Source organism: Microcoleus sp. bin48.metabat.b7b8b9.023 (assembly GCF_013299185.1).
Taxonomy (GTDB): Bacteria; Cyanobacteriota; Cyanobacteriia; order Cyanobacteriales; family Microcoleaceae; genus Microcoleus.
Genome location: NZ_JAAFKG010000031.1, coordinates 62,046 through 74,356 on the forward strand (window position 1 = coordinate 62,046; position 12,311 = coordinate 74,356).

A 12,311-nucleotide genomic window follows, 5' to 3' on the forward strand; every position below is an offset into this window, starting at 1 on the left:
ACTCAAAACTCAAAACTACCAATTACCAATTACCAATTACCAATTACCAACTATCAAAACTATGAGATTGCAAGACGCCCGACCAAAAGCGGGTTCCACAAAACGCCCGCGTCGCTTGGGTAGAGGTATTTCTGCCGGTCAAGGCGCGAGTTCCGGTAAAGGGATGCGCGGTCAAAAAGCTAGAGCCGGTAGCGGCACTAGACCCGGTTTTGAAGGTGGTCAAAATCCTCTTTACCGCCGCCTGCCCAAGCTGAAGAGCTTTCCTTTAGTGAACCGGAAAGAGTACACTACCATTAATGTAAGTAAATTAGCATCACTGCCAGCCAACACAGAAGTTACTCTCACCTCTTTGATCGAAGCAAAAATTGTCACTACTGACGACGGGCCGCTGAAAATCTTAGGAGATGGCGAACTGAATGTGGCTCTGCAAGTGCGCGCGGCGGCCTTTACCGCAGGTGCTCGCACCAAAATTGAAGCCGCCGGCGGAAGTTGCGAAGTAGTTGCGTGAAGATTTGAGGTTTGAGAGTTTGTCCAAATCTCAAATCCTCAAGCTTGCTATCAGAAAATGATTTAGTCGAAAATCCCAAATCTAAAATCCAAAATCGTAACTATGGACGTTAGTAAAGAGAAAGCGCCAACTGCACAAGAGACGTTCATGCAGATGGCTCAAGCTGCTGGTTTGCGGGGCCGCATCCTCGTCACTATTGGCTTATTGATTTTAGTACGCCTGGGTGTTCACTTGCCAGTCCCCGGCATCGATCGCGCCGCCTTTGCCCAAAACGTCCAAAATAGCCCTTTAATTGGCTTTTTGGACTTGTTTTCAGGAGGCGGGCTGTCAGCTTTGGGGATTTTCGCGCTGGGGATTTTGCCCTACATTAATGCTTCAATTATTGTGCAACTTCTAACTGCGGCTCTGCCAAGTTTAGAAGATATGCAGAAAAATGACGGCGAAGCAGGGCGGCGCAAGATTTCTCAAATTACTCGCTACGTTTCTTTGGGCTGGGCTATTCTGCAAAGCATTGGCATTGCGATTTGGGTCAGCCCTTTTGCTCAATCTCCATCGCCTTTCTTCATACCACAAACTGCTTTGGCTCTTACGGCCGGATCGATGTTTGTCATGTGGATATCGGAAGTGGTGACAGAGCGAGGCATCGGGAACGGAGCATCGCTGCTGATCTTTATCAACATTGTGTCGGTTTTGCCGCGCTCTTTGGGACAAACTTTTGAATTGGCTCAAAGTGGCGACACGCAAGTTGTAGGCCGCGTAATTGTTCTGCTGCTGGTCTTTTTGGTGACGATTGTCGGGATTGTTTTTGTTCAGGAAGGTACTCGCCGGATTCCGATTATTTCTGCCCGCCGCCAAGTCGGTCGCAAAGTTTATCGGGAGAGTCGCAGCTATCTACCCCTGCGCTTGAATCAAGGCGGAGTGATGCCGATTATTTTTGCATCTTCGGTGTTGATTGTGCCTTCTTTCCTCGCTCAGTCTCTCAATCAGCCGTTTTTGGTTCAAGTTGCTAATGTGTTGAGTCCGAACGGCCCTGCGCCTTGGGCTTACGCGCTATTTTATCTGACTTTGATTCTGTTCTTCAGTTATTTCTACGCTTCGTTGATTGTCAACCCCGTAGATATGTCTCAGAACTTGAAGAAAATGGGCGCCAGCATTCCTGGGATTCGCCCCGGTCAGAAAACCAGCGATTATGTGGAGAAGGTTTTGAACCGTTTGACTTTCTTGGGAGCGATTTTTCTCGGTCTGGTGGCCATTGTACCAACGGCTGTAGAAAGCGCGATCGGCGTCCAAACTTTTAGAGGGTTTGGTGCAACTTCCCTACTAATTCTAGTGGGTGTGGCGATCGAAACTGCCAAGCAAATTCAAACTTACGTCATCTCCCAGCGATATGAAGGAATGGTGAAGTAATCGCAATGCAATTGATTTTTATGGGGCCTCCAGGGGCCGGCAAGGGAACTCAGGCTCAGCTTTTAGCCGCTCTCTGGAAAATACCCCACATTTCAACGGGTGACATCCTCCGCGCCTGCGTGGTTGCGAAAACTCCCTTGGGTGTAAAAGCTAAATCCTACATGGATGCTGGTGAGTTGGTTCCCGACGAGTTATTGATGGATATCGTACAAGAACGCATGAATGAACCAGATGCTGGTGCAGGCTGGATTCTCGACGGCTTTCCCCGTACTGTGGCACAGGCAGCGTTTTTTGACAAACTGCTTTGTGATGTTGGTACTGGGGCTACCTCTGGTAAGGACTGCGCTCTGCGAGCTGTCAATTTGGATGTCCCTGATAATGTTTTGGTGACTCGCCTGCTGTCGCGGGGCCGCCAAGATGACAATGAGGAGACGATCCGCCGCCGGTTGCAAGTTTATCGCGAGCAAACTGAGCCTTTGATTGAGTTTTACAGATCCCGCGAACAGTTAGTTGCGGTTGATGGCGATCGCGACATGGAAGTAGTCACCGCAGAACTGCAACAAGCGCTCTCTGGCGACTGTTGAACCCTCGCAATACAGCTTGTTACTCACCAGCTTTTGCTAAGATCTGTTAACTAGGAGCTTTTTGTGCTATCAGGTTTTGTGAGGGTTGCGAGAAACAAAATTGAACTCGATTCTACTTGCCACAACTTTACTCAAGTAAAGCTCAAGCAAGCGGTTAATTGAGTCAAGCAGTCGATCGAGTTACCTGAATTATTGCCCCGTTCGCCTTCAACCCGCCCAAAACGGAGACAAGCCACCGACAATCGTCGTCGAGATCCCAAATTTTAGACCGAAGTTCCTGCTCCTTTGATGCATCTGTGGAGTAAATCTAAAATCTAAAATCTAAAATCGGCCCCTCCTTACTTGGTAAATAGGTTTTGAAGCAAACGCCGGGACACTCCTAGTTAATCAAATGTAGAGTTGAGGTAAATACCAAATTGTCTAAGCAAGATTTAATTGAAATGGAAGGGACAGTGACGGAATCACTGCCGAATGCGATGTTTCGCGTTGACCTAGATAATGGGTTTAACGTGCTAGCTCACATTTCTGGCAAGATCCGCCGCAACTACATCAAAATTCTGCCTGGCGATCGCGTCAAAGTTGAATTAACTCCCTACGACTTGACCAAAGGCAGGATTACTTATCGCCTTCGGAAAAAATAGGCTTAGATAAAACTTTCTAAAAACTAATTCTAAGTTTAATTAGAGAGAATTTGGTAAAAAGCTTCAAATTTATGCTATAATGCTACGTTTGTAGTGTTGCCGAGAAGGGCGTCAACAACCCAGCGGCGTACCGGGTTAAGTCATTGCTACGCCGTTTAAGTATCGATCGCCAACATTCTGGCGCACGCGAACTTTACCCAGCAATGGGAGTGGGTGCAAGCGAGCTCCTTCATAAAACAACCCGCACTTTATACAATTTAATCGAGGAGAGGCCTACACCTTGCCCAGCCTCTCCTCCCACCGCTCTACGGGCCAGCGTGCCTGCTCTCCGGTAGAGCGGGGTTCTCCAGGCAGGAAGAAAGATGAAAGTTCGAGCATCTGTCAAAAAAATTTGTGAGAAATGTCGCGTCATCCGCCGTCGCGGTCGAGTGATGGTGATATGTACTAACCCGAAACACAAACAGCGCCAAGGTTAGAAAACGGGAAAATTGGGCTGGGCAATGCACGCAGGTGCTGCCTAATTCAATATTGTAGCCAAATAGGAAAACTAGGGAGACAAAAAGTGTGGCACGGATTGCCGGTGTAGACCTTCCACGCGATAAGCGCGTCGAAATAGGTCTGACATACATTTTCGGAATAGGCCTGTCGCGGGCCAAAAAAATTATCGCTGCAACAGGCGTAAATCCTGACACTCGCGTCAAGGATTTAACAGAGGCCGACGTGACTACTCTACGGGCTCATGTAGAAAGCACCTACCAAATCGAAGGAGACCTCCGGCGCTGGGAGTCAATGAACATCAAGCGCCTGATGGATATCGGGACTTACCGCGGTCGGCGTCACCGTTTGGGTCTGCCTGTGCGGGGTCAACGAACCCGTACCAACGCTAGAACCCGTCGTGGCGTCCGCCGTACAGTGGCGGGCAAGAAAAAAGCACCGTCCAAGAAATAACAGCAGTTTGCAGGAAATTTATGTTCCTGCCGACTGTTTCCCCGGCTTTGGGGAGAGTAATTCAATGAAAACGATAAAGAGACTAATATGCCGCCACGACAACAAACAGGCAAGAAATCTGGTGCAAAAAAGCAGAAGCGTAACGTACCGAATGGGGTAGGCTACATCCAGTCTACCTTTAACAATACGATTGTGACTATTACCGACCTAAATGGCGAAGTAATATCCTGGGCATCAGCAGGTTCCAGCGGTTTCAAAGGAGCTAAAAAGGGTACTCCCTTTGCAGCTCAAACAGCAGCAGAAAGTGCAGCTCGCAGAGCCAATGACCAGGGAATGCGCCAAATAGAAGTAATGGTAAGCGGGCCGGGAGCAGGTCGAGAAACTGCAATTCGGGCCTTGCAAGGAGCAGGACTGGAAATTACCCTAATTAGAGATGTTACCCCAATTCCTCACAACGGCTGTCGCCCTCCCAAGCGGCGTAGAGTCTAAAACGATTTGAGATTTTAGATTTTAGATTTTGGATATTGGCTAACTGCTTAAAGTCAAAAAATAATGGTTCTAACTGTTGCCCCGTCCATCCAAAATCCGAAATCCGTTCAGGGGTATGCTCTGCAATCTAAAATCCAAAATCAAAAATCCAAAGTGGAAAAGGGAGGTCACTCCGTGGCGCAGTTTCAAATTGAATGTATAGAGTCTAACACTGACAAAGACCGCAGTCAGTACGGAAAATTTGTTCTAGAACCGCTCGATCGCGGTCAGGGAACAACTGTTGGGAATGCGCTCCGGCGAGTTCTGCTGTCAAATTTGGAAGGAACAGCAGTAACTTCAGTCCGCATCGCGGGCGTCAATCACGAGTTTGCCACGATCGAAGGGGTACGTGAGGACGTTCTGGAAATTCTCCTGAACATGAAAGAGGTTGTTCTCAAAACTCATTCCCAGCAGCCACAAATCGGTAGGTTGCGGATTGAGGGGCCAGTCACAGTTACTGCCGATCGATTCGATTTGCCCTCTGAGGTGGAATTGATCGATAAATCGCAGTACATTGCGACTCTCTCACCGGGATCTGTTCTGGAAATGGAATTCAGAATAGAAAAAGGCATCGGATATCGAGCAGTAGACCGCAGTCGCGATGATGGGTCGGCTTTGGATTTTCTCCAAATTGACGCTATCTTTATGCCGATTCGCAGAGTCAACTACAGCGTGGAAGATGCTCGGCTCGGTGGCAGTTCTGAGAAAGACCGGCTGGTTATGGAAATCTGGACTGATGGCAGCGTGACTCCTCAAGAAGCTCTGAGTCAATCTGCACACATCCTGGTAGATTTATTTGCACCTCTCAAAGACATCACCCAAGATTCTCTCAAACCCGAGTATCCAGGTGAGGCCGATCCTACGAGCCAAATTCCGATCGAAGAATTGCAGTTGTCAGTCCGGGCTTACAACTGTCTCAAGCGGGCTCAGATCAACTCAGTTGCAGACTTATTGGATTATACCCAAGAAGACTTGCTCGAGATTAAGAACTTCGGGCAGAAGTCCGCAGAAGAAGTGATTGAAGCTTTACAAAAACGCTTGGGCATTACCTTGCCACAGGAAAAATCAGCTAAAAGTTAATCAACGGGTAACGGGTAAAAAAGTTCTGCATTTTCAGTGCGTGAGTTCTTCAGAACCAAGAAGAATTCACCGCCCGAGCTCTCAGACTGTCTATCCCCGCGCCCAATTACCAATTACCAATTACCAACTGCTATGCGTCACCGCTGTCGCGTCCCCCAACTAAACAAACCGGCTGACCAACGCCGCGCCATGTTGCGCTCGCTGACCACCGAATTAATCCGCCACGGTAAAATCACTACCACTCTCGCCCGCGCCAAAGCGCTGCGTCCAGAAGCGGACAGAATGATTACCTTGGCCAAAGATGGCTCCTTGGCCGCTCGCCGGCAAGCTATGGGCTATATCTATGACAAACAGTTAGTACACGCCTTGTTTGAGGCTGCCCAAGAACGCTACGGCTCGCGCAACGGGGGCTACACCCGCGTAGTGCGAACTGTCCCCCGCCAAGGAGACAATTCCGAAATGGCGATCGTTGAACTGGTTTAATGCAATTTTGGGTTGGAGATTTTTGATTTATGACTGACAATCCAAAATCCCCAATCGAAAATGCCCGATCGACACAACGCATTGCTTTGGTAATCCAATACCTCGGCACTGACTTTCACGGTTGGCAGCGACAGCCGAACCAGCGTACAGTACAAGAAGAAATTGAAACAACAATATCAAATGTGCTGGAACGCCCGGTAACGCTGTACGCGGCCGGGAGAACGGATGCGGGAGTTCACGCCGCTGCTCAAGTAGCCCATTTTGATGCTGATGGCCCAATTCCGGCTCACCGCTGGGCAAGCGTTCTCAACTCTCGACTGGCAAAAGATATTTTAATTCGAGCTTCGGCAAAGGTGGAACCTACCTGGCACGCTCGGTTCTCAGCCAGTTGGCGGCGCTATCGCTACACCCTTTATACAGACCCGATTCCTAATCTGTTTGTGCGTCCTTATGCTTGGCACTGCTATCACGCACCTGTGGATGAATCCAAGATTCAGGCAGCTTTGACACCCCTAATCGGGCGGCATCACTTGGCTGCTTTCCACCGCGCGGGGTCTGCTCGCCCGCATTCTTGGGTGGACGTACAAGCGGCAGAGTGTCACCGTTCTGGGCCTCTTATCTATATTGAGGTTCAGGCGAGCGGGTTTCTGTACGGGATGATGCGCCTGCTGGTGGGGTTGCTGGTGCAGGTGGGTCAGGGGGAAAGGGCGATCGACAATTTCACTGATATCTGGGTCAACGAACGCCGAGAAATGGTAAAATACGCCGCTCCCGCTCAAGGTTTATGCCTGTTGCGGGTTGGCTATCAGGACTTTCCCTTTCCCACCGATGTTTGGTACGACACTCAGCCGAAATTAGTTATTGGTTATTAGTTATTAGTTATTAGTTATTGGTTATTAGTTATTGGCAACAACTAACAAATAACAACTAACAAATAACAAATAACAATTAACAAATAACAATTAACAAATAACAACTGACAACTAACAATGAACAAAACTTACGTCCCTACTAAAGACTCCCTAGAGCACAAGTGGTACGTGGTCGATGCCGCCGACCAGCGGCTGGGCCGTCTGGCAACTGAAGTTGCCATGTACCTCCGGGGTAAACACAAACCCACTTACACTCCTTCAATGGATACCGGCGATTTCGTAATTGTCATCAATGCTGACAAAATCGCTGTTACTGGCAAAAAACGCACCCAAAAAATCTACCGCCGCCACTCTGGCAGACCGGGCGGCATGAAAACAGAAACTTTTGCCAAATTGCAAGCACGTTTGCCCGAAAGAATTGTCGAAGAAGCTATCCGAGGAATGCTGCCTCACACATCTCTGGGCAGACAACTGTTTACTAAGTTGAAAGTGTACGCTGGCCCTAACCACCCGCACGCAGCTCAACAACCAGAAGAATTAATTGTTCACACCATTCCGGGAGGAAATGACTAATGCAAGCAACAGATACCGGCCGCGCTGTGTACTGGGGTACAGGCCGCCGCAAGTGTTCCGTAGCGCGGGTACGTTTGGTTCCCGGCACAGGCGTACTGACTGTCAATGGTAAAGAGGGAGATTTGTACCTGCAATTCAACCCCACTTATTTGGCACTCGCTAAGGCTCCTTTGGAAACTTTGGGTCTAGAAAATGAGTACGACATTTTGGTGAAAGTTGAAGGTGGCGGCCTGACAGGTCAAGCTGACTCGATTCGTTTGGGTGTCGCTAGAGCACTTTGTCAGTTAGACCCGGACAACCGGAAACCTCTGAAGATTGAGGGCTATTTGACTCGCGACCCGCGGGCTAAAGAACGTAAAAAGTACGGTTTGCGGAAAGCTCGCAAGGCTCCTCAATACTCGAAACGTTAAACAGTTGACAGTTGACAGTTGACAGTTGACAGTTGAGGTTTTTAAGAGGGGGATTTAACTCTCCCCTAAGCCCTAGCCTAGTTTTCAACACAATTCGGCTTCCTGGAGTGGAGGTTTTAAACCCTAAATATTTGCCAAGAGAGGGAAGAGGAAAGAGGGAAGAGGGAAGAAAGAAAAATTTTCTAGATTCCATCCTCCTTTTTTCAAGGTGTTTTTCAGATTCCTGATTCTAGTTTTCAAAGCAGATATCGCAAAATTGCTGCTGTTGTTGGTACGCAAGTCCGATGACAGCTAAAATGGTTGTAAAGTCAAAAATTAGAGAGAAAAAAAAATGGCGAAAGAAGGCATTCACCCTGAGTGGTATCCCGAAGCTCAGGTTTATTGCAACGGCGAACTTGTGATGACTGTTGGTTCCACTAGACCAAAGCTTCAAGTTGATGTCTGGTCGGGAAATCATCCTTTTTATACTGGCACTCAGAAGATTATTGATACTGAAGGTCGTGTGGAACGCTTTATGCGGAAATACGGCATGACGGAAGTAGAAATGCCGAAGGCAGATGCTTCCTCTGGGCCGCTGAAAATGGAAGATCCGAAAGCAGATGCTGCTAAGGCTGCTGCTAAAGGCAAAAAGAAGAAGTAGCCGGATTGTCATTTGTCCGCAGTCGGTTGGAAGTAGTTTTTTTGTACTGGTAACTGACTGCTCTCGGATTTTGGATTTGAGATTTGAGATTGCTACGGCCCTTCCGCTGAGGAAAGATCGCGATTCTATCCCAACTTCTCTTCAATTCTAAAATCTAAAATCTAAAATCTATCCGCCCTCGGATTGCAGAGCTTAGACTGAAGAGTTGCTAGGGCTGGCAGTTGAGGAAAGATCGCGATTCTATCCCAACTTCTCTTCAATTCTAAAATCTAAAATCTAAAATCTAAAATCTAAAATCGATTGACGGAGGACATTTGACATGGCTGAATCTTATTTGCTGGATAAATTGAAGTCGGTAGAGCAAACTTTTAATGAGTTAACTCGCCGCATGGCTGACCCGGATGTCGCTAGGGATAATTATGAGTTCCAACGGGTGGCAAAAGCTCGATCGTCCTTGGAAGAGGTGGTCGATACTTTTGCTATGTGGAAAACTACGACTGATGATTTGGTAGGCGCGCGGCAGGTGCTTAAGGAAGCTGCGGGCGATCGCGAAATGCAGCAAATGGCTGCCCTGGAAGTTGAGGAACTTGAGTCAAAATTGGAGAATTTGGAAACCCGTTTGAAGGTTTTGCTGCTTCCCCGCGATCCGAACGATGATAAGAACATCATGTTGGAAATTCGGGCGGGTACTGGCGGAGATGAGGCTAGTATTTGGGCTGGAGATTTGCTGCGACTGTATTCGCGTTACGCTCAAACTCAAGGTTGGCAAGTGAAGTTGGTCAGCGAGTCGCTGGCGGAAATGGGCGGCTTTAAAGAGGTAATTCTGGAAGTTACAGGCGACAGCGTGTACAGCAAACTGAAGTTTGAGGCTGGGGTTCACCGGGTGCAGCGGGTGCCGGTGACTGAGGCTGGCGGCCGGGTGCATACTTCGACGGCGACGGTGGCTGTGATGCCGGAGGTTGATGATGTGGAGATTCACATCGATCCAAAGGATATTGAGATGAGTACGGCTCGATCGGGCGGGGCTGGCGGCCAAAACGTGAACAAGGTGGAAACTGCTGCGGATTTGTTTCACAAGCCGACTGGGATTCGGATTTTCTGTACTGAGGAGCGCAGTCAGTTGCAGAATAAGGAGCGGGCGATGCAGATTTTGCGCGCGAAGCTCTATGACATTAAGTTGCGGGAGCAGCAGGATGAGGTGAAGTCGCGGCGTTTGGCTCAGGTTGGTACTGGTTCGCGATCGGAAAAAATTCGCACGTACAACTATAAGGATAATCGGGCTACCGACCACCGTTTGGGGGAGAATTTTTCGCTCAATAGTGTTTTGGAAGGAGATATTGAGGAGATTATTCAGACTTGCATTTCTCAGGATCAGCAGGAACGTTTGGTCGAGTTGGCTGCTTCTACTTCTAATTGATTGGTTGATGGGGAACTTAGGCGCATTGTTTGCTGAGCCTTTGTTCCCTGATGACTTGACGGATGTGGTTGAGTAGGGCTTCCCAAATTGCATCGGCGATCGCCACGGGATACTTGAAATGTTCGAGGTCGTACTGTACGATTATTTCTAGGGGTGCGAGAGTTTGCTGGTTTCGACAACTGGCAATTGTGGCGATCGTCTCTTGTTCCCATCTGGCAAATAGTCTGTAGCTGAAAAAGGAACTGCATTTTTGTCCTTTCTTGTTCAGGTAAACAATTATTACTTGATGCTGTTTGGGATACACTTTGACTATCCGGTTTACCGGCATTCTCAGAGCTTCGGCTGCTTCTATTTTGGAGATTTGCCAGCGCTGGGGTTTTAGCCAACCGGAGGCGGTGAGGCTTTGACGGTTGCTGCGTGTCCTCTGTGTGCGTCTATTAGTCATTATTTTCTGACTGCTGGATCGCGAGAGGTACTCAGATCCAGGGCTACTAAATTTATACTTTTAATTTTAAACTAAACTTAGTTGTTTGTCAATAGTGACAAGTCAAAGAATAAACTATTGAATGATAATGATTTATAAACTGACCAGTTTACTTGTAGGTACGGTCGAGTAGCTTTTAACTTGTGAACATCCAAAATAGACAAAAACTTAGTGAAATCATCAAAACAGCGCGCGGAACAATGAGTCAACGAGCGTTTGGTAAGCTTTTAGGCGTTTCTGCGACTGCTGTTCAGCTTTGGGAAAGAGGCGATACGGTTCCCGATACTGAAAACTTGGGTAAGCTCGCAGCGAGAGCAGGCTATACTCTGGAAGAGTTTCTCAGCTTTTTGGATGGCAATCCAGTCTCGCAACCACCAGAAATTAACGATATTGTCAAAAAAATTCAGTTTTTGCCTCTGAGTCAGGTGGCGCTAATTGCTAAAGCTGTAGCGGATAGATTCGCTGCGTCGGCTGAGGCTGCTGGGGAATGAGTTAGGATCGATCGCGATCGCCCGTTTTGCTTTCGTAGAGTGCGATCGCCCTTAAGAAATTCCACCACAGGTGCATACCACAAGTCGAGTATTTTGTCAAGCCAATATCTACTTTGTTTCGGAGTCCGATCGCCCTTATGGACTGACGCACTCCGACAAAGAAACCGGGTTTTTACCTAATCTGTCGGTGACAACGAAGTATTTTCCTAAAAAACCCGGTTTCTGGGCCCCCTATCATCGCCCTTACGAAACAAACCACTCGCCCTATCCCTGAGTCAATATGTCTAAAAATTCTTGGACAACGCGATCGGGTTCTTCGCGACATCTGTTAGCGTCGCAATAGTGGATGATGCTGATACCATGAGATGCAAACAGGCGATCGCGCGTTTCATCTTTTTCTGTATCTGGATGCCATATTTCCAGAATACCCCATTTGCCTTGGTGGAAGATGAGGAAATCTGGTTCTTGGTTTTGTCGCCCTGCGGGTGTGGTGAGGCGGGCTTTGGAGTTGGGGAAAAAGAGGGTGTTTGTGCGATCGAGCGCTTCGGCAATTTTAACTTCTTCTTCGCAGCGAAAACGCAGATCGTTCCAGTGATAAATCCGTTCTTTTGTGCTAGACAAAATTCCCTGGTTATGCGCGTTTTCCGGCTTAATAATTCCATCTGATACTGTATTATAATCAGATATAGTTGCACCCTGTAAATCTGTTGATGAATCAGATTCACTTAAGTTGGCGAATGATATTCTGGCTCCGCTTAAGTTAGCACCGCTGAGATTAACTCCAATAACTTGAGTTCGATGTAATGTCACTTGATGTCGTCGCAAGTATCGCTTAAAAACAGAGCGTAAATTATTTTTTTTTACTTTTTCATCAAAAGCCTCTGAGAGTTGTTTCCAGAGTTTAGCCGCCAGCGCTTTTATGTATTCATCATTATATTGAGAGAGTTGAGAAATTTCCTCATAGGAACATCGGCCTTCCCAGCATTGTCTAAAGATGAGCTCTTGCACGTCGTTTAAGCCTTCGCCATCGAGGACTGTTTCTGCGATCGCGATTGCTTCATCAACGGTCATGGCTTATGTTTCCTTGGAGTATATATCTGGTTAATTTTTGACAATAATACCATTTTTTTATGATGCTGCATAGAATCCGATCCCCCCTAAAGAGGGCGGGCGGGCACGGGGGCACCGCCCCTACAATGGGGGGACAAGACTCTTCTCAAAGTCCCCCTTCTTAAGGGGGATTTA

At 47.8% G+C, this 12,311-nt stretch carries 18 protein-coding genes; 15 read left to right on the forward strand and 3 right to left on the reverse strand.

The window, feature by feature from the left end; all coding sequences use genetic code 11:
- Positions 1 to 61 precede the first annotated feature (61 nt).
- From rplO to prfA, 14 genes are all read left to right on the forward strand, one after another.
- Positions 62 to 508 carry a 50S ribosomal protein L15 gene (gene rplO, locus QZW82_RS18310; protein ID WP_293133857.1) on the forward strand — a complete coding sequence of 149 codons (447 nt, stop codon included), beginning with the start codon at positions 62 to 64 and terminating at the stop codon, positions 506 to 508.
- 102 nt (positions 509 to 610) lie between these two features.
- On the forward strand, positions 611 to 1,915 hold the full coding sequence (gene secY / locus QZW82_RS18315; protein ID WP_293133854.1) for a preprotein translocase subunit SecY: 1,305 nt from the start codon (positions 611 to 613) through the stop codon (positions 1,913 to 1,915).
- Between the two features lie 5 nt (positions 1,916 to 1,920).
- On the forward strand, positions 1,921 to 2,499 hold the full coding sequence (locus QZW82_RS18320) for an adenylate kinase (protein WP_293133851.1): 579 nt from the start codon (positions 1,921 to 1,923) through the stop codon (positions 2,497 to 2,499).
- 416 nt (positions 2,500 to 2,915) lie between these two features.
- Positions 2,916 to 3,140: a translation initiation factor IF-1 gene (infA, locus tag QZW82_RS18325; protein ID WP_006276978.1), complete on the forward strand. Its 225-nt coding sequence runs from the start codon at positions 2,916 to 2,918 to the stop codon at positions 3,138 to 3,140.
- A gap of 362 nt (positions 3,141 to 3,502) precedes the next feature.
- On the forward strand, positions 3,503 to 3,616 hold the full coding sequence (gene rpmJ / locus QZW82_RS18330; RefSeq protein ID WP_015178722.1) for a 50S ribosomal protein L36: 114 nt from the start codon (positions 3,503 to 3,505) through the stop codon (positions 3,614 to 3,616).
- An 88-nt stretch (positions 3,617 to 3,704) separates the two neighbouring features.
- Entirely contained in the window at positions 3,705 to 4,088 is a 384-nt protein-coding gene (gene rpsM / locus QZW82_RS18335; RefSeq protein ID WP_293133838.1) for a 30S ribosomal protein S13, read from the forward strand.
- Between the two features lie 87 nt (positions 4,089 to 4,175).
- Entirely contained in the window at positions 4,176 to 4,577 is a 402-nt protein-coding gene (gene rpsK / locus QZW82_RS18340) for a 30S ribosomal protein S11 (protein WP_265233150.1), read from the forward strand.
- A gap of 174 nt (positions 4,578 to 4,751) precedes the next feature.
- A complete protein-coding gene (locus tag QZW82_RS18345) occupies positions 4,752 to 5,696 on the forward strand; it encodes a DNA-directed RNA polymerase subunit alpha (protein ID WP_293133983.1) in 945 nt (314 codons plus the stop codon).
- Positions 5,697 to 5,828: 132 nt separating this feature from the next.
- The gene (rplQ, locus tag QZW82_RS18350) at positions 5,829 to 6,179 is read left to right on the forward strand and encodes a 50S ribosomal protein L17 (RefSeq protein WP_293133831.1); all 351 of its coding nucleotides are present in this window, start codon (positions 5,829 to 5,831) and stop codon (positions 6,177 to 6,179) included.
- A gap of 29 nt (positions 6,180 to 6,208) precedes the next feature.
- A complete protein-coding gene (truA, locus tag QZW82_RS18355) occupies positions 6,209 to 7,051 on the forward strand; it encodes a tRNA pseudouridine(38-40) synthase TruA (protein ID WP_293133828.1) in 843 nt (280 codons plus the stop codon).
- Between the two features lie 117 nt (positions 7,052 to 7,168).
- Positions 7,169 to 7,624, forward strand: a complete 456-nt coding sequence (rplM, locus tag QZW82_RS18360; protein WP_293150728.1) for a 50S ribosomal protein L13 — start codon at positions 7,169 to 7,171, stop codon at positions 7,622 to 7,624.
- The gene (gene rpsI, locus QZW82_RS18365; protein WP_236504525.1) at positions 7,624 to 8,034 is read left to right on the forward strand and encodes a 30S ribosomal protein S9; all 411 of its coding nucleotides are present in this window, start codon (positions 7,624 to 7,626) and stop codon (positions 8,032 to 8,034) included. The genes rplM and rpsI overlap by 1 nt, the downstream gene beginning before the upstream one ends.
- 331 nt (positions 8,035 to 8,365) lie before the next feature.
- Positions 8,366 to 8,674 (forward strand): 50S ribosomal protein L31, encoded by a 309-nt coding sequence (rpmE, locus tag QZW82_RS18370; RefSeq protein WP_293150736.1) that lies wholly within the window; start codon positions 8,366 to 8,368, stop codon positions 8,672 to 8,674.
- Between the two features lie 319 nt (positions 8,675 to 8,993).
- Entirely contained in the window at positions 8,994 to 10,091 is a 1,098-nt protein-coding gene (prfA, locus tag QZW82_RS18375; protein WP_293150739.1) for a peptide chain release factor 1, read from the forward strand.
- A gap of 16 nt (positions 10,092 to 10,107) precedes the next feature.
- Here prfA and QZW82_RS18380 read toward each other — a convergent pair whose 3' ends face one another.
- A complete protein-coding gene (locus QZW82_RS18380; protein ID WP_293150742.1) occupies positions 10,108 to 10,536 on the reverse strand; it encodes a hypothetical protein in 429 nt (142 codons plus the stop codon).
- Positions 10,537 to 10,775: 239 nt separating this feature from the next.
- Between QZW82_RS18380 and QZW82_RS18385 the strand changes: the two genes are divergently transcribed.
- The gene (locus QZW82_RS18385) at positions 10,776 to 11,066 is read left to right on the forward strand and encodes a helix-turn-helix transcriptional regulator (protein WP_293150745.1); all 291 of its coding nucleotides are present in this window, start codon (positions 10,776 to 10,778) and stop codon (positions 11,064 to 11,066) included.
- Between the two features lies 1 nt (position 11,067).
- On the opposite strand, the gene QZW82_RS18390 is transcribed toward QZW82_RS18385, so the two are convergent.
- Together QZW82_RS18390 and QZW82_RS18395 are read right to left on the reverse strand one after the other, a co-directional pair.
- The gene (locus QZW82_RS18390) at positions 11,068 to 11,217 is read right to left on the reverse strand and encodes a hypothetical protein (RefSeq protein WP_293150748.1); all 150 of its coding nucleotides are present in this window, start codon (positions 11,215 to 11,217) and stop codon (positions 11,068 to 11,070) included.
- A 113-nt stretch (positions 11,218 to 11,330) separates the two neighbouring features.
- A complete protein-coding gene (locus QZW82_RS18395; RefSeq protein ID WP_293150751.1) occupies positions 11,331 to 12,137 on the reverse strand; it encodes a pentapeptide repeat-containing protein in 807 nt (268 codons plus the stop codon).
- Positions 12,138 to 12,311: the final 174 nt, after the last annotated feature.